Below are 17,083 nucleotides of genomic sequence, written 5' to 3' on the forward strand. Positions count from 1 at the left end.
GGGAGCGCCGCAAAAACAATCTGCAGCATTCCCTTTTCGCTTTATTCAAATACAATGGTTTTATTTCCGTGCACAATAATTCGATCTTCTAAATGCCATTTAACAGCCTGCGCCAATACCCTGCGCTCAATGGATTGTCCAATCTTTTTTAAGTCCTCCACATTATGCTCATGGCTGACTGGCTCTGTTCCTTGTTCAATAATTGGTCCTTCATCTAAATCGTTGGTTACATAATGCGAAGTTGCACCAATCATTTTTACCCCTCGTTCAAAGGCACGTTCATACGGTTTTGCTCCGATAAATGCCGGCAGGAAAGAGTGATGGATATTAATGATTCTATCTTTAAATACTTCCACAAATGTCGGGGAAAGAATTTGCATGTAGCGTGCCAATACAATCAAATCAATATCGTAATCCTCTAAGATTTCCTTTTGCTTCGCTTCTATCTCCGGTTTGGTTTCTTTTGTAACAGGCAGATGATAAAAATCAATCCCTAATGCTTCTACCATTTTACGGGAATTTTCATGATTGCTGATAACCACTGGAATATTTGCCATTAAATCGCCGCTTTGCCATTCCCATAACAGCTCTAGTAAACAATGCGACTCTTTTGAAACAAAAATCGCGATATTTTTCAACTCATGAACGAGACTTAGCCGCCAGTCCATTTGAAAACGATCGGCAATCTCCTGAAATTCCTGCTTCAGTTTTTCCACGTCTGTCCCGGTCTGGTATTCAAAATCAAGGCGCATAAAGAATTCGCCGCCTTTTGGATCTTGGGTATATTGATTAGATGTGACAATATTTGCCTGCTGGTTCCATAAAAATGTAGAGATTGCAGACACAATTCCCGGCTGATCTGGACATTTAATCATTAATCTTGCTCTATTTTCATAACGGTCTTTATAAAAATCTGTCCGTTTATCTGTATACATATTCACTGTCTAATTTCCTCGCTTTATTTATATTCGTAAACTATAGATTATCGGAAAAGTGGGCGTCTGGTCAAGTGTTTTATCAGAAAGATACAGCCAAAGGTTCCCCTCTGGCTGTAACGGTTATTCTAAATTCGTCAGCTGATATCCGTCAGCTGTTAACTCCACCGTATACGTCCACTGATAATCTTCTGTTTCTGTCTCATCGCTTGCATACATCAATTCAATTGTTTCACTTGTTGTTACTTCCCATGTTTCTGAATCAATCTCTTCCACATCTTCTACAGACATTGATACGATTTCTTGTGTTAATCCACTATCATATAAGCGTTCCACTAAGTCTTGCTGCATCGTATCTAATTCACTGCCAGTAGCAATATAATCTTCTACTATGCTATAGTCACCAGTATTAATAGCCCAGATTAAATTATCAACATAATTTTCAACTACTGCTTCTATTTCTGTAAGTTCCTCATCCTCCGAATTGCCATTCTCATCACTATTTTCGTCGGCTTCATCTTCGTCCTCTAAAACAACACCTTCATATTCCTCGCCAGATGCTTCAAAAAACTCATAATTGATATCTCTCGGGTAAAAAGCTTCTGTGAAATCTTGAATATCCCATTTACCGCCATCTGTACCGTATTGAATAGTAAAAATGGTCTCTATATTTATTTCTTCATACTCTGAATCTGGATCATAGGTTCCTGTCATATTCAGCTGAACAGGAAGTTCGAATTCCGGGTTGTCTGATGAATCACCCTCTACATATTCCGAATCCTCAAAGGCAATCCCGATTTCATCCAATCTGCCGCTGAATCCATTATCATTAAAATACGTAAAAAGTTCATCCTCTAACGTTTCACTTAATTCATCTGAAATATTTTCAATCACGGATGCATCCAGCTGGGCTGTTGCTTCTACATAATTTTCACTAAAGTTTGTGATGACTTCTTTGATTTCTTCTTCTGCCCCATCAGTGAATAACTCGGTAATATACACATCGTGTTCCCTATCTGTAATCGCAATTGGTTCAATTTCAATATCTCCCCAATCTGTTTTGACAACACCAGTCAATTCCATGGAACCGTCAAGTAAAAGCGGTCCGGCTGTCACATAACCACTATCTGTATTCGTTTCAAGGGGTTCTTCATTAATCATCCATTCCATCGAGTTATATGGTAAATCACTCTCGAACATTTCATAAAAAGTGACTTCCCCCACCTCTAGTTCCGACTCATAGCTGTTATACGTATCCATTAACCGTATGTTCTGACTTTTTGCAGCTTCTCCGTAATCTGTTTCAAAACTGCTTGCCGCTTCATAAATACCGGGAGCTAATGGACCATATTCAATATAATCCGAAGACGCATCAGCCTCTTCAAACCCGCCGCCATTAAATGTTGTTGTCACCCCTTCTACATTAGAATAGACAGTAACATACTGCGGCTCGGCTGCTACATCATATTGCGTGAAAAACAAGAATGCTTTTTCATTGGATTCTTCCATATCAAAAACAGGAAGTTCTTCAAATAGCACTTCGGAATCCCCGTCACTGATAAAAGCGAATTCCTCCTCTTCCCTCATCGCAGCCACAGCATTGGCCTCCTCAGCAGAAAGCTCCTTGCCGTCCACTGTCATCACCTTTTGAATCGTTTCAGTATCTCCCTCAGCCATCGCACTTGCAAAACGATTTGCCGTGTTTTCCTCGGAATAATACATATTTCCCCAAATACCTAAACCAATGACACATAATGCAATAACGCCAAGTATTCCTGTCAATATCTTTTTCTTTTTTGTCATTGGCTTCTTTTCTTTATTCACCTGCCGCGTCTGCTGCTCGCTTCGTGTCTGATTTTCTTCCTTGCCAGCTTGCTCTACCGGTGCTTTTTTCTCTGCAGCTTCTTTTTCCGTTTCTGACGCTATGGCTTTATGCTTCGGCACCTCGCTGCTTACCTTTGTTCCGCAATGCTTACAAAATTGCGCTCCGTCCCCAATTGGCTTTCCACATTCTTTACAAAATTTAGTCAATCTTTTCTCTCCCTCTTTTTCGTAGCATGCACGCCCATTGCTTTTCCTTATATATAATGGAAAAACAAACGCTTCCTCTCGTTTTTTAACAATGCCTATGTACAGGAAACAGAAAATTACAACATTATTTTCTGCACTCTTTTCTTATATGTCATATGCGCACAGCTTCTGCACTGCCTGCATACAATATTCTTATCACGTCACAACCATAGGCTGATTCCATAATAGATACAGCTCCCGCCTCGTGTAAGAAATAACCAAAAGTTATCGTTAGGAGGTTTTTTGATGGATCCCGATAAGCATGATTCTCGTTCTGATAAGAAAAAAGTTTTCCCTGAAAATTGGAATATTGATTTTGCCCCCTTTCAAGAGTTCGTCGATCGAATGGATAATCTATTTTCCCGTTCTTTTAAATCATTCCAGGGCCAGATACTTAATGATTTTCCCGCAGAAATAATAGAGGAAAAAAATCACGTTTATGTAAAAGCAGAAGTTCCTGGATACCGCCGGCAGGATATTCAAATTGAAATCATAGGAAATCAAATAAAAATAATATTAAATAAGGACGAAAGCCTATCCGTACAGACAGAAAAAGAAAACGTAAATAAAAAATCCACCGAGCGGAAAGAACGCATTATTACACTCCCTTTTAATATACCAAAAAAAAGCATCACGGCAACCCTTGAGAATGGAATTTTAATCATAAAAATCCCAAATCAATCCATATCTCCCCATATAATAGATATTGAAGACTAATAAGCAGCTGATAAAGCTATACAACGGCCTGCAGGCAAATTCGCAGCAAGCCTGAATTCTGCGAATTAATTCTCCAATAAAAATCGCCGTATGACAGTTTTCATACAGCGATTTTTTTATTCTTTTATCATGAAAAAAAGCAAAAAGCTCCCATTAAATGAAGTTCCGTTTTATAATCCGACCTGACTCCGTGCATCCTCTAACACTTCAGCGGCTGCAATCGTATGATCGATTAATTCCTCAAATACTTTCTCATCATGATTTTTGATAATTTTATTGATATGAATAAATTCATAGGAAAGTCTTGCCCGGTCCTGTTTTACAGAGATGTCCTTTGTTTTTCCATCAATCGTGATTTTGACATTTCTTGCACCATTTGCGCCAGGCTTGATATACATATAGCCTTCTTCTCCCTGAATCGAGACAAAATTTTCACCAGTGGTGTCCTTCGATCCAACACAGCTTGCTTGAAAACCTGGATAGGAAAGTAAAGCGATACCGGAAGTATCTATGCCATTTTCATACAAATTCGCTTTATAAGTAACCTCTTCCGGCTTGCCAAATAAACGCAATACAAAATGGAGATTATAGATATTGATATCCGCCAATGCACCGCCTGCAAATGCAGGATTAAACATATTGGTCACCTCTCCAGCTTTTAATTGATCATAGCGGCTGGAGTATTGGCTGTAATTACATTGAATCAGCCGGATAGGTCCTAATCGTTCAATATGCTTGGACAGCTCTAGAAAGTTAGGTAAAAACAAAGTAGGAATCGCTTCAAAAACAAACACTTGATTTTGTATCGCTGCCTCCTTCAGTTCCTTCGCTTCCTTGGCCGTCGGGGTGAACGGCTTTTCACAAATAACATGCTTTTTATTTTCTATCGCTTGAAGCGCCTGCTGTTTATGCAGTTGATTAGGGGAAGCAATATATACGGTATCCATCTCTTCATCAGCAAAAAATTCTTCCAAAGATGTATAAGTTTTCGGGATTTGAAACTCGTCGGCTAATCCATCCGCTGTTTCTTGTTTTCTGGAATATGCAGCAACACAGTTTACTTCTTCAACCGGTTCTATTGCCCGCAGCATCTCCTGAACAATCTTACCTGATCCAATTGTGCCTAATTTCATACTAACCAACCTTTCCTGTGGTTTAATAACTTTTCACTTCAATATTTGTAATCCGAGCTATTTTTTACATTATACTAAAAATCATTCGAATTTAAAAAATAGCAGCCTTTTCCGTCTAAGAAAAATCGGCAGAATATTGCTTAATTAATAGAATAACACAAGTTTCTGCAACCTGTGTTATTCTCGGTAAAATATTTTACATAAAAGTTTTTAATTTACCTGCTATTTTCTTTGGGTTTTCTTGCCCAGTTATCGTGCTGCCAATAATAATAATATCAGGATGGTTTGCCACAATGTCTGGCATTAAATCCTCGTTAATCCCGCCAGCAACAGCTACTGCTAAGCCTGTTTCTTCTGTTAATTTGAATAAATCTTTATGAAAAGCCCCATTACTTTGCTGATCTTTCCCCACATGAAGACTTACCAGTTCTGCCCCTAATGAAGCTAATTCTTCTACACGTTGTTTGGATTGAATTCCAAGTAAATCAATCATTATTTGTCCGCCTCGTTTATCAGCTTCCTTCAGTGCCTCTCTAATGGATGCATCAGCTGAAAAAGCCATCACTGTCGTTATATCTGCCCCTGCTTCCAGGGCTTGTTTCACTTCATGTTTTGCTGCATCACAGGTTTTCATATCTGCCAGAATTATTTTATATGGAAAAAGCTCACGCATTTCACGGATAATGGACATACCATATTCTTTAATAATCCCTGTACCAATTTCAATAATATCAACATATTCTTCAGTATCCTCTGCCAGTTGAATACATCTATCCTTTGATAATCTATCCAATGCTAATTGTAGTCTCACTGTCTGTCCTCCTTAACGTTCAATACGTTCTACTTCTCCCAGTTTCTCTTGAACATCTTCATAGTATGGAAGTCCCTCGTTATCTCCAGCAATACTAACAACTATGGAACCGATAGTATTAGCAAAGTGCAGACTGCGCTCTAAATTCCAGCCATTTAAAAAACCATAAAGAAATCCAGCATCAAATCCATCCCCCGCACCGACTGTATCCACAACTTTAGAAGCTTTCACAGGATCCGCTTTTATTGTCTTTCCTTGATGGTAACCAACTGAGCCAAGCTCACCGCGTTTAATTATAATAGTTGGAATATTAAATTCCTTTGTTTTCTCAATAATTGCTTCTGGTTCACTCTCCCCAATAATAATATCCATTTCGTCTTCCCCAGTAAGCAAAATATCCACATGTGGAAGAATAGTTAATAATACTTTTCTTGCCTCTTCTTTTGTCCACATCTTAAGACGGATATTGGGGTCAAAAGAAATTTTCACACCATGCTTTTTGGCAAGACGAATGGATTCCATCATGACTTCTAAATTGTTTCCGCCAATTGCTGGGAAAATACCTGTCAAATGCAGTATACGTGTATTTTTAATATATGACTCATTTAATCCTTCTGGTTTCATTGTTGATGTAGGTGACTTATCACGGTAAAAAAAGACTTTTACACTGCCGTCCTCCATAATTTCTTTAAAATTTAATGAAGTAGGATAATCGTCTACCAATTTCACTTCTTTTACATCAATTCCTTCGCCTCTTGCAAAGGTAAGGATGGTCTTACCAAACTCATCATTTCCCAATCGACTGATATATCCTGTATTTAGACCAAGCCTGGAACAGCCGACCACAACGTTAAGCTCCGCGCCTCCAATATGCTTTTTAAATCCATTTACAAATTTCATCGGGCCTGTCGCATCTGGATTAAAAACAATCATTGCCTCTCCCATCGTAATAATATCTTTCATTCTATTCCCTCCAAAATTCATTTCTATCGTTTAATTGATCGTAATTTTCCATTTTCTGAAATAATCACTTCATCCGCCATATTTGCAAATATTCCTGTTTCTACTACACCAAGCAGCGATTTTATTTCCTTATGCACTTTTTCTGGCGCATCAATCTTTTCGAATTGACAGTCAATAATATAATTGCCGTTATCTGAAACAAATTGCTTTTCATTCCGATAGCGCAAAGTTGTTTGGCATCCTAGTTTTTGGAGCCTTTTCTCAGTTAGTTCCCAGCCAAAGGGCACTACTTCTACAGGTAAAGGAAATGCTCCTAATCTTTTAACCAGTTTATCTGCTTCTGCAATAACAATAAAATAATCCGCAATATTATCTACCATCTTTTCGCGAAAAAGTGAACCTCCGCCTCCTTTAGACAGATGAAGTTGCTTATCTACCTCATCTGCTCCATCAATAGCAAGGTCTATATGACCATTCTCAGCAAAATTTGTCAATGGAATTCCAAGTTCAATTGCTAATTTCTCCGACTTTTTAGAAGAAGGAATACCTTTTACCTGAATTCCTTCTTCTTCTATTCGCTTAGCAAGTTTTTTTAACATATAATTTACCGTTGAACCAGACCCTATTCCAAGTATCATTCCATCTTTTACTCTTTCGGCTGCATTCTCTGCAGCATACTGTTTATCTGATGTTTCCATTTTCAAACTTCCTTTCTTTTAAAGTCTTCCTTTAAAATAAAGCAGGGTTGATTAATTTAGGAATATAGAATGTAATATCCGGGAATAAAGCAACAAATAAGAGAACGATTAAGATAATTGCAATATATGGAATTACCGCTACAAAAGATCGTTCTATCGACATATTTCCTATCTTTGCTGCAAGTAATAAACAGAGCCCATATGGAGGTGTAATTAAGCCAATCGCAAGTGTAATAATTACAATTAACCCTAGATGCACCGGATCTATTCCAAATTCTAAAGCAGTAGGCAATATAATAGGTACAAACAAAATCATCGCTGGAATCGCATCCATGAATGTTCCTATAAACAAGAAAAATGCAATAATAACAAGGATAAATAACCAGCTTGCACCAATATTATTATCGAAAAACTCCTGTGCTGCTGTTCCCAGCTGGTAATAGCTCATCAACTCTCCAAGCGCACTGGCAGCTGCAAGTGCAAATAAAGATAAAGAACTAAGCGCTAAAGTATCGAATAAAATCTTTGGAAAATCTTTTATTTTTAATGTTTTATAATAGAACATACATACGATTGCTGTATATATAGATGCTACTGCTGCAGCTTCTGTAGCAGTAAAAAAACCAGATATAATACCTCCAATAATGATAACAGGTGTCAACAAAGCTGGAAATGCATCAAAAAATAACTTAAGCAGTTTTTTCATTTCAACGCGTTTATCTCTAGGATAGTTCCGTTTAACAGCTATCACGTAAATTAAAATCATCATACCTAAGCCAATTAAAATTCCCGGTATAATTCCTCCCAGAAACAAAGCACCAACTGAAGCATTTGTCAGTCCTGCAAAAATAATCATAGGAATACTCGGAGGTATGACTACTCCTACCGTGGAAGATGCAGCAGTAACGCCTACAGAGGTCTCTTTATCATAACCTTTACGAAGCATGCTGGGAATAAGAATTTTACCCACACCTGCTGTATCTGCCTGAGATGCGCCAGATACGCCTGCAAACATCATCGATACAAGAATATTTGCATGTGCCAAACCACCGCGAATCGGTCCAACGATTGCTAATGCAAAGTCAATCAGCTTTTCAGAAATTTTCCCTGAATTCATTAAATTTGCTGCCAAAATAAATAATGGAACAGCTAATAATACGAACGAATCAAGACCATTCACCATCGACATAGCTACCGTTGCTTCTGGTGTATAAGGAATACTCAAAATACCAATGAGAGCAACAATTCCAATTACAAAAGCTATTGGTACACCGATAAGCATTAACAGTAAAAATAAACCAACAAGTAGAAATCCCATTATCCATGGACCTCCTTTGCATTTAGTTTCTGTACATGTTGTATCATATGTGACAGTGTATAAATCAGCATCGTACCTGCCATGATTGGTATGGCAATCCAAATATAACCCATTTTCATATCTGGCAAGGTTGACCATGTATAATTCCAAAACTCGTTAACCACTTGTAAACCTAATAAAAAGACACAAACATTAAAGATAATTAAAACACTATCGTTAAAAAGACTTAAATAAATTCTTTTTTTCCCTTGAAATTTTCGCTGCAGGTAATCAAAATTAAAATGCTCCCGGCGATTAACCATAACAGCAGCCCCCATAAATACTGCCCAAATAAAGGAATAATTTGCTGCTTCTTCCGTCCAAATAATTGATATACCTAAATGCCTAGTCAAGATTTGTAAAACAATGACAAAAAAGAAAACACATAGAAAAAGGACTCCAATAATAATCTGTACTTTTTCCAACGCTTGTATAAATTTCTTCATATGACTTCCCCCTTACTCTTCTGCCAGAGTGCGGATTTCCTCAAGCATTTTTTCTACTTCAATTTCTTCTGCAAATTCATCTAAAATAGGTTGAGCAGCAATAATAAAAGGCTTCCGATCTACTTCATTCACTTCAGCTCCATCTTCAATTGCCTGCTGTTTATAATCTTCATCCTGTTCTAATGTCACTTCACGTTCTGTTTCGACAGAAGCTTCTGCCGCATCTAAAATAATTTGCTGCTGATTTGCACTTAAATTATCAAACTTCTCTCCATTCATTAGAAGAAAACGTGTTGTATAATCATGCGCCGTCTCACTGATATACTTTCCATTTGGTGTAGTATGGTGAGATTGCTGTACAAAGAAAGGGTATGCGTTTTCAGAAGAATCTACCACATCCTGCTGTAAACCTTGATATAATTCTCCCCACGAGATACCAGATGGAATAGCACCCACTTGTGTCCAGAAGTCAGATACTATTCCCGATGTCTGTGTTCGAAATGATAACCCTTTCATATCTTCCACTGTTTCAACTGGTTTTTTCCCATAGTAATGTCTTGTCCCTGCTGACCAATAACCTAAAAGCTTAAACGAGTTATCCGATTTTTTATTTATAATTTGTGCCATTTCTTCTCCTACTTCTCCATCTACCGTACGAAGCCAATGGTCATAATCCGTAAATAAGTATGGAGCAGAGAATAAATCAACCTCTCGAATGCCTGTCTGTGTCATAAACCCGGGTGACACAACGACAACATCAGCAGCCCCCAGCTGAATTTTTTCAACCAGTTCAGATTCCTCTGTTCCAATCGTTCCAGCATGAACCTCCACTTCTATCTTGCCGTCTGACTCTTCTTCTACTACTTCTTTAAATTTCAAAAGTCCAGCTTGGTAAGGATTATCTGGTGACGTCTGGTTGTGTGCTGCAATAATCTTCAGCGTACCGTCTTCCTCAACCTCGAACTCATCATTCCCACACGCCGCTAAAAAAAGGCAGCATACAGCAAACATAATGAAAATGAAAGCGTATTTATTACATTTCATCATTTATAACCTCCCTTATATATTGCAAAATAAGACGCATTAAAGTGCGTTTGAACGTCTTCTTAAAGGATTAAAAAATTGCTTGCAGAAACGAACGCTTATCAAGATGATGCCCTTCGTTTCTGCAATTTATTTTTCTATTTATCTATTCTTCCTTGCTAATTCTATAAATTCCTTTGCACGAGCTGTTAGTTCTTTATAATCTGTTTCTGTTTTTAGTTTTGAAGCATCCACTAAATTACTGCCAAGCCCTACTGCTGCACTGCCATTATCTAGATATTCTCTCAAATTTTCCTTGGTAATTCCCCCCGTTACCATCGCTGTTACATGAGGAAGCGGACCGCGGATATTTTTAATATACTTTGGACCTACTGCATCAGCAGGGAATACCTTTACCATGCGGGCGCCATGCTCATATGCTGTTGTTATTTCAGTAGGTGTTAATACACCTGGAATATGTTCTATTCCATAGCGCTGACAAAGCTGCAATGTTTCTAGATTCCATGTCGGCGCAACAACAAACGCAGCTCCTGCTAAAATAACAGAACGCGCTGTCTCTGGGTCCAGTACAGTACCAGCACCAACTTTAATCGATTCATCTACATTTGCGACTGCTTTTTTAATAATCGCATTCACATTTGTTGTTTCCGCAGTAATTTCTACATGATGAATTCCGCCTTCTGCCAAAGCTTCCAGAATTCCTACAATATTTTTTTCACTAGATTTGCGAATAACAGCTACCACTTTCTCTTTTTTGATTCCTTCAATAATAGTCATTTCAAAGTCTCCTATTCTAAATTAGTATGTTTTTGATTCAGACTTGCTTCACTGCGATTTTCTGGATATGCCTTCAATAAGTAAACAACCATACTATCTAAGACAAGATGCGCAGACTGGTCAAACTGACTTCCTAGCGGCTGAATGGTTTTTGGTTCTGCTTCTAACCGTTTTTTTGTAGCGGCTGGAATACAGACAATCAAATTGCTGTATTCGCCAATTGCTGATTGTGGATTTGTTGTAACCAATGCAACGGACGCTTCAATTTCTTTTGCTTTTTTCGCATAATGTAAAAGAGATGCTGTTCCGCCAGAACCGGATATTAATAATAATAAGTCGCCTGATTCCAGACTTGGTGTAATTGTTTCTCCTACTACAAATACCGGATAGCCGCTGTGCATCAAACGCATTGCAAACATTTTCCCCGCAAGACCAGACCTGCCTGTTCCCCCAATAAATATTCGATTTGCTTTTTGAATTTTCTCCGCCAGTTCTACCGTTTGATTTGCATCAACCTGTGACAATACTTCCTGCATCTCTCCAGCTACTGTTTCCAATATATCTTTCATATAGAGTATCCTCCTTAACAAGATTTTCTTCGTACTAGAATCGGCTTGAATCGCACCGTTTCCGAATGCTTATCAGTTTTTTCTTTTAAAATGACTTCAAATAAGTTTTCAGCTGCTTTTTTTCCCATATCAAAAGCAGGCTGAGAAATTGTTGTAAGTGGCGGATTATAGAAGTCCGCGAAAGATACATCATCCACATTAATGATTGCTACATCATCTGGTATCCTCATATTTCTCTTATTTAAAAATGAGAGTATCTCATGCAGCACACGATCATTAATGGCAAAAATAGCATCTGGATGTTTGTCCTTTTGAAACAATGCATCTAGCTTTTCATATATCGTACTGATCTTCCCGGTAATTAAAGAAATTTTTGGACTGTCTTTGCCTTTCTGCTGAATAAATTTTTGAAAAGCATTTACACGCTCCACTCTTGGTGTTACCTGTTCAAGTAAAGGCGGACTTATCATTGCGATATGCTTATAACCACCCTCCAATAAAGTATCGGCAGCTAGTCTTGACGCTTCCTCATTGTCCAAAAGTATCGTATCTACCTTCAATTCTTTTACAATTCGGTCCATAAACACTAATGGATACTCCTCGTCCAAAAGCTGTTGATATAGCTCTACATTACCGCCAGTAGGAAAAGCAATAATTCCATCCACCTGTTTAGCCTTTAGCATTTCAATATATTTTTTTTCTTTCTCAGGTTGATCATCTGCATTGCATACAATCACATGGAATCCTTTGTCATGACAAAAATCCTCAATTGCTCGTATTACCTGTGTTGAAAATACATGAAGAATATTTGCTACAATAACACCTATGGTCGTTGAGGATTTCTGCTTTAGGCTGCGAGCCACCATATTTGGGTAATAACCTAAATCCTTCACAGACTGTTCAATTTTGATACGTGTCTCTTTGCTCATATAATCGAAACGACCATTCAAATATTGAGAAATTGTACTTTTGGACACTCCTGCATGCTTAGCAACATCTGCCATTGTTATTGTTTTCATCTGCTTCACCTGTTTAACTCATAATTAATAAATCGGTTTAGTAAATCGATTTAGGTGTAGTATAAATCAATAGAAAGCGTTTTACAAGTCTTTTTTTTAATTGCTACCATGCTAAAAGGCAAGCAACAAAATACTTTGCTTACCTTTCTTAAAAATAATATTACTAATAAGGATAATACCCATACGGCGGATAAGGATAATATGGCGGCGGTCCTCCTATGTCATCTAGCAGTAACCCTGTCGCCAATCCTCCTAAAAATGGCACGCCAAATCCAAATACAGGATTTCCATAAAATGGTCTTGGATGGTGATATGGCCTTCTGACTTCTTGATAATTGAATTGGTTATTTAATCCGGCAGGGTTATAAAAGTTATATGGATACATTCCCTGCTGATTTTCTGCAGGTACATTGAATTCATTCATTCCATTGCCCTCCTTCCATTGCTTCCTACCAAGATATGCATCTACCCAGGGAAGTGATAATTGAAGGCTTTTTCTTATTTTTGTTCCTGCCGCAGCGCAGCAATGCCAGCTTATTTCTCTGCAAATGTGTTAAACTAAAAGAAAAATCAGACAAAACAACAGGAGGCGAAAGAAATGAAGAAGCAACATTATGCAATCATCGATATTGGCTCCAATACCATGCGTTTAGTCATTTATGAAAAAACAAAGGGGAACCGGCTGAAAGAAATAGAAAACGTGAAAGCCTCCTCCAGGCTGCGTACCTTTTTAGAAGAGGATAATACCTTAAACCAGGCCGGGATTGACCGTTTAATTGATACATTGAAAAGCTTTCAGGAAGTGCTGGATACCTATACCTTACAGGACACCATCTGTGCGGCTACAGCAGCTGTCCGGCAAGCGGAGAATAAAAAAGAAATTGAAACCCAAATCGTCGAACGTACAGGATTAAATATCCGCATTGTAAGTGAACAGGAAGAAGCCTACTATGGCTATTTAGCAGTTATCCATTCTACCTCTCTCACAGAAGGAGTTACCGTAGATATCGGCGGCGGAAGTACAGAGGTTACTTATTTTGAGGGCCGGGAACTCAAGGAGTCACACAGTTTTCCTTTTGGTGCGCTTACCTTAAAGGATTTCTTCCACAAGTCCATTCCGACAACCGAAGAGCTCTCCAAGCTGCGCCACTATCTAAAGGATCAATTCGCAACACTTCCATGGCTTGCAGATAAAGAGGTCAAATTGGTTGCCATCGGCGGAAGTGCGCGTAACCTGGCTCAGGTCCATCAAAATCTGGAGTCTTATCCGCTAGCAGGTCTGCATGAGTATCAAATGTTCCAAAAGGATATTATGGAAGTAAGCAATCATTTAACTTCTCTGAAACCGGCTAAATTAGCAAAAGTAGAAGGACTTTCTAAAGACAGGGCGGACATTATTATTCCTGCGATTGAAGTTTTTCACTGCCTCTATCAGACTGTTCAGGCAGAGAGCTTGATCCTAAGCCGGAAAGGACTTCGGGATGGCGTATTGTATGAACATTTAGCAAAGCAATTCGATTCCTCCCTCTTTCCAAATGTATTAGAGGAAAGCATCCAGGAGCTCGTTAATGATTATGATCTGGATCGTAAACATATCAGCCATGTCCAAAACCTGACCGAGCAAATATTTGATTTTTGCAAAGAAAATGGACTGATCCATCTGGACAAACAGGACCGGCAGCTGTTGAAAATGGCGAGCTTTTTATTTAATCTCGGAGAATATATTGATTCCGAGTCAAGCCCGCAGCATACCTTCTACCTTCTGGCTAACCGTACCATTGATGGATTAGAGCACCGGGAACGTCTGAAGCTTGCACTGGTTGCTTCGTTTAAAAATAAGACCGTCTTCAAGCAATTTATTCAGCCCTATAAATCATGGTTCCTAAAGGAAGAGCGCCAGAAATTATTAGATTTGGGATCTTTATTAAAATTCACTTATTGCTTAGATGCGACCAAAAGGCAGATTGTCGAAAAAATAGAGTTTACATCAAAGAAAAAGACCCTCATTATTCGTATATATACGAAAGGCAATGCCATGCCGGAAGAATACCAGGCAGAAAAACAGAAAAAGCATCTGGAAAAAGCAATTGGAAAAGAAGTAAATCTGGAATTTATTGATTTGTAAAGACAAAAATAAGCGTGCAGGAGAAAGCTGTTACGACCCCTCCTGCCAAACAAATTATTCACACAAACTTTACACCTCTTTAACATACTTTATGCGGAAAAGGATTATGATATATATAGGACGCTATAACGAGTGTTCAAAAAGGATTCAAACCAGAAGCAAAAAAGCCCGATTCGCAGCTTATCATTTGGGAACTTTTTGAATATCTTCTTAAAAAGGGATGGTGTGATATGGACAAACAAATAAAAAACGTCAATTCATCAGCCTCCTACAATAACAGGGAGCTGAGCTGGCTCTCATTTAATAGACGTGTATTAGAAGAAGCAGACGATGTAAGCAACCCGTTGCTCGAACGGCTGCGGTTCTTATCCATTTTTTCATCCAACTTAGATGAATTCTTTATGGTCCGGGTAGCCGGATTAAAGGATCAGGTAAAAGCAGGATTTAACCGGCCGGATGACAAATCAAACCTGACTCCAAAGCAGCAGCTCTCTTCTATCGCATCCTTAAATCATGACTTGGTAGAGCAGCAGTATCACCTGTTTAAACAGGTACAGGAGGAATTAGAAACACAGCAGATTCGTCTTTTTCAAATGTCGGAATTATCTGCAGAAGCATTATATATACTGGAGCAATATTTCGATGAACAAATTTATCCGATTCTTACACCGATGGCCATCGATGCCTATCGCGCTTTTCCAATGCTGTTAAATAAATCGTTAAATCTTGCTATTCAGCTGGAAGACGAGTATGAACAAGAACAGCATCAGAAAAAAACAGCGATTGTCCAAGTACCTGCATTGTTAGACCGGTTTATCCAGATTGATGATGCGCATCACTATGTGTTGTTAGAAGATGTCATTCGGTTTTTTATCCATAAACTTTTTAAGGGATATCGGGTAATCTCAACAAGCACTTTTCGTATTACCCGCAATGCAGATATGAATATCCATGAGGACAGCGCGCATGATTTATTAAAGGAAATTGAAAAAGAGCTGAAGAAGCGCAAATTTGGAGAGGCTGTCCGTTTAGAGATGAATGCCATGGAGCAGGACCCTTCTATTACTTCTTTCCTGCTGCATGAGCTGGAAATTCATGAAAAGGATTTGTACATTGTAGATGGACCGCTCGATTTAACGTGTTTAAATGACTTTTATGATCAAGTAAAGCATGACTTTGAGTATCTTATTTATGAAACATTTATCCCGCAGCCGGCACAGGATATCCATGAGGATGAAACGGTATTGGAAGCTGTCAGAAAAAGAGACCTCTTTCTTCATCATCCATATGAATCCTTTGAACCGATTGTTGATTTAATGCGTGAAGCTGCGGATGATCCGGAAGTGCTGGCAATTAAGCAGACACTCTATCGTGTCAGCGGGGATTCACCGATTATCGCCAGTTTAAAGCGTGCAGCGGAAAATGGAAAACAAGTAACCGTTCTGGTGGAATTAAAAGCACGATTCGATGAGGCGAATAATGTAGAGTGGGCAAAACAGCTGGAAATCGCCGGCTGTCATGTTATTTACGGAATGATTTCATTGAAAACCCACAGTAAAATCACGCTGATTGTCCGAAAGCATGAAAATCGGATTGAACGGGTCGTCCACCTTGGTACGGGAAATTATAATGATCAGACAGCTAAATTTTACACAGACATGTCTTTTTTAACGACCAAGCGCAAATATGGCATCGATGCCACCAATTTCTTCAATTATTTGAGCGGTTATACAGAAAAGCCTGATTTTCATCATTTATCCATGGCACCATTTGATATTCGCAATGACCTAATTCAGCTTATCGATCAGGAAATCACGTTTCACAAGGAATATAACAATGGACGGATTATTGCCAAAATGAATTCGCTGACAGATAAACCTTTAATCAAAAAGCTTTACGAAGCTTCTCAAGCCGGCGTGCAAGTGGATTTGATTGTCCGCGGTATCTGCTGTCTGCGCCCGGGCATTCCAGGTGTTAGCGAGAACATTCGCGTGCTGAGCATTGTCGGGCGATTTTTGGAACATAGCCGCATCTATCTTTTCCATCATAATGGCGACATCAATATTTTTCTGTCCTCCGCAGATTTGATGACGCGAAATATGATTAAACGGGTAGAGCTGATGTTTCCAATCTTTGACCCCCGGATAAAAAATCGTATTCATGATATCCTCGACATCATGCTCCGTGACTCTAAAAAAGCACGACAGCAGGCAAATGACGGCACTTATTCGCATGTTCCGCCGGATGATGAAGCTTTGAATAGCCAATTAAAATTATTTGAACAGGCGATGGATGTATTTGCTTAAAAGTAGAAAACAAAGGCTGGGAGCTGACAGCCTTTGTTTTTTTATCTAAAATTCATCTCCTGTCTTGCAGAAATGAAGCTTCCCTCAGCATCCATATTGCTATTGAGAACAAA

Annotated in this window: 16 protein-coding genes; 3 read left to right on the forward strand and 13 right to left on the reverse strand. The window is 38.7% G+C overall.

Going from position 1 to position 17,083, the window contains the following annotated elements; genetic code table 11:
- Positions 1–41: 41 nt before the first annotated feature.
- Together purU and ACZSMY_RS12455 are read right to left on the reverse strand one after the other, a co-directional pair.
- A complete protein-coding gene (purU, locus tag ACZSMY_RS12450) occupies positions 42–941 on the reverse strand; it encodes a formyltetrahydrofolate deformylase (protein WP_419880333.1) in 900 nt (299 codons plus the stop codon).
- A gap of 117 nt (positions 942–1,058) precedes the next feature.
- Positions 1,059–2,966 carry a zinc ribbon domain-containing protein gene (locus ACZSMY_RS12455; protein WP_455725962.1) on the reverse strand — a complete coding sequence of 636 codons (1,908 nt, stop codon included), beginning with the start codon at positions 2,964–2,966 and terminating at the stop codon, positions 1,059–1,061.
- A gap of 285 nt (positions 2,967–3,251) precedes the next feature.
- On the opposite strand from ACZSMY_RS12455, the gene ACZSMY_RS12460 reads away from it, so the two are divergent.
- A complete protein-coding gene (locus ACZSMY_RS12460) occupies positions 3,252–3,722 on the forward strand; it encodes an Hsp20/alpha crystallin family protein (RefSeq protein WP_193064841.1) in 471 nt (156 codons plus the stop codon).
- 170 nt (positions 3,723–3,892) lie between these two features.
- Here the strand turns inward: ACZSMY_RS12460 and ACZSMY_RS12465 are convergent, their stop codons facing one another.
- From ACZSMY_RS12465 to ACZSMY_RS12515, 11 genes are all read right to left on the reverse strand, one after another.
- Entirely contained in the window at positions 3,893–4,855 is a 963-nt protein-coding gene (locus ACZSMY_RS12465; protein ID WP_042529929.1) for a Gfo/Idh/MocA family protein, read from the reverse strand.
- A gap of 196 nt (positions 4,856–5,051) precedes the next feature.
- Entirely contained in the window at positions 5,052–5,666 is a 615-nt protein-coding gene (gene hxlA / locus ACZSMY_RS12470) for a 3-hexulose-6-phosphate synthase (RefSeq protein WP_368900923.1), read from the reverse strand.
- Between the two features lie 12 nt (positions 5,667–5,678).
- On the reverse strand, positions 5,679–6,629 hold the full coding sequence (locus ACZSMY_RS12475) for a sugar kinase (RefSeq protein ID WP_193064843.1): 951 nt from the start codon (positions 6,627–6,629) through the stop codon (positions 5,679–5,681).
- Between the two features lie 23 nt (positions 6,630–6,652).
- On the reverse strand, positions 6,653–7,327 hold the full coding sequence (rpiA, locus tag ACZSMY_RS12480) for a ribose 5-phosphate isomerase A (protein ID WP_368900924.1): 675 nt from the start codon (positions 7,325–7,327) through the stop codon (positions 6,653–6,655).
- Positions 7,328–7,358: 31 nt separating this feature from the next.
- Complete coding sequence (locus ACZSMY_RS12485) at positions 7,359–8,645, reverse strand: TRAP transporter large permease (protein WP_193064845.1); 1,287 nt, start codon at positions 8,643–8,645, stop codon at positions 7,359–7,361.
- Positions 8,645–9,130 (reverse strand): TRAP transporter small permease, encoded by a 486-nt coding sequence (locus tag ACZSMY_RS12490; RefSeq protein ID WP_193064846.1) that lies wholly within the window; start codon positions 9,128–9,130, stop codon positions 8,645–8,647. Before ACZSMY_RS12490 ends, ACZSMY_RS12485 begins: the two co-directional genes overlap by 1 nt.
- Positions 9,131–9,142: 12 nt before the next feature.
- Positions 9,143–10,177, reverse strand: a complete 1,035-nt coding sequence (locus ACZSMY_RS12495; RefSeq protein ID WP_439957398.1) for a TRAP transporter substrate-binding protein — start codon at positions 10,175–10,177, stop codon at positions 9,143–9,145.
- Positions 10,178–10,315: 138 nt separating this feature from the next.
- Positions 10,316–10,951 (reverse strand): bifunctional 4-hydroxy-2-oxoglutarate aldolase/2-dehydro-3-deoxy-phosphogluconate aldolase, encoded by a 636-nt coding sequence (locus ACZSMY_RS12500; RefSeq protein WP_465147830.1) that lies wholly within the window; start codon positions 10,949–10,951, stop codon positions 10,316–10,318.
- Positions 10,952–10,962: 11 nt separating this feature from the next.
- Positions 10,963–11,520, reverse strand: a complete 558-nt coding sequence (hxlB, locus tag ACZSMY_RS12505; protein ID WP_193064849.1) for a 6-phospho-3-hexuloisomerase — start codon at positions 11,518–11,520, stop codon at positions 10,963–10,965.
- A 14-nt stretch (positions 11,521–11,534) separates the two neighbouring features.
- Positions 11,535–12,548, reverse strand: coding sequence for a LacI family DNA-binding transcriptional regulator (locus ACZSMY_RS12510; protein WP_319022573.1), 1,014 nt, complete (start codon positions 12,546–12,548; stop codon positions 11,535–11,537).
- 154 nt (positions 12,549–12,702) lie between these two features.
- Entirely contained in the window at positions 12,703–12,963 is a 261-nt protein-coding gene (locus ACZSMY_RS12515; protein ID WP_465147831.1) for a hypothetical protein, read from the reverse strand.
- Positions 12,964–13,137: 174 nt separating this feature from the next.
- Between ACZSMY_RS12515 and ppx the strand changes: the two genes are divergently transcribed.
- Positions 13,138–14,664 carry an exopolyphosphatase gene (gene ppx / locus ACZSMY_RS12520; protein WP_465147832.1) on the forward strand — a complete coding sequence of 509 codons (1,527 nt, stop codon included), beginning with the start codon at positions 13,138–13,140 and terminating at the stop codon, positions 14,662–14,664.
- 230 nt (positions 14,665–14,894) lie between these two features.
- A complete protein-coding gene (locus tag ACZSMY_RS12525; protein WP_465147833.1) occupies positions 14,895–16,970 on the forward strand; it encodes an RNA degradosome polyphosphate kinase in 2,076 nt (691 codons plus the stop codon).
- Positions 16,971–17,083 lie beyond the last annotated feature (113 nt).

Source organism: Oceanobacillus sp. B139/18 (assembly GCF_055524595.1).

Bases quoted from the DNA above. Each gene is read 5' to 3' on its own strand.
- ACZSMY_RS12460 (WP_193064841.1), top strand. From the start codon at position 3,252: ATGGATCCCGATAAGCATGATTCTCGTTCTGATAAGAAAAAAGTTTTC.
- ACZSMY_RS12465 (WP_042529929.1), bottom strand. From the start codon at position 4,855: ATGAAATTAGGCACAATTGGATCAGGTAAGATTGTTCAGGAGATGCTG.
- ACZSMY_RS12475 (WP_193064843.1), bottom strand. From the start codon at position 6,629: ATGAAAGATATTATTACGATGGGAGAGGCAATGATTGTTTTTAATCCA.
- rpiA (WP_368900924.1), bottom strand. From the start codon at position 7,327: ATGGAAACATCAGATAAACAGTATGCTGCAGAGAATGCAGCCGAAAGA.
- ACZSMY_RS12485 (WP_193064845.1), bottom strand. From the start codon at position 8,645: ATGGGATTTCTACTTGTTGGTTTATTTTTACTGTTAATGCTTATCGGT.
- ACZSMY_RS12490 (WP_193064846.1), bottom strand. From the start codon at position 9,130: ATGAAGAAATTTATACAAGCGTTGGAAAAAGTACAGATTATTATTGGA.
- ACZSMY_RS12495 (WP_439957398.1), bottom strand. From the start codon at position 10,177: ATGATGAAATGTAATAAATACGCTTTCATTTTCATTATGTTTGCTGTA.
- ACZSMY_RS12500 (WP_465147830.1), bottom strand. From the start codon at position 10,951: ATGACTATTATTGAAGGAATCAAAAAAGAGAAAGTGGTAGCTGTTATT.
- hxlB (WP_193064849.1), bottom strand. From the start codon at position 11,520: ATGAAAGATATATTGGAAACAGTAGCTGGAGAGATGCAGGAAGTATTG.
- ACZSMY_RS12515 (WP_465147831.1), bottom strand. From the start codon at position 12,963: ATGAATGAATTCAATGTACCTGCAGAAAATCAGCAGGGAATGTATCCA.
- ppx (WP_465147832.1), top strand. From the start codon at position 13,138: ATGAAGAAGCAACATTATGCAATCATCGATATTGGCTCCAATACCATG.
- ACZSMY_RS12525 (WP_465147833.1), top strand. From the start codon at position 14,895: ATGGACAAACAAATAAAAAACGTCAATTCATCAGCCTCCTACAATAAC.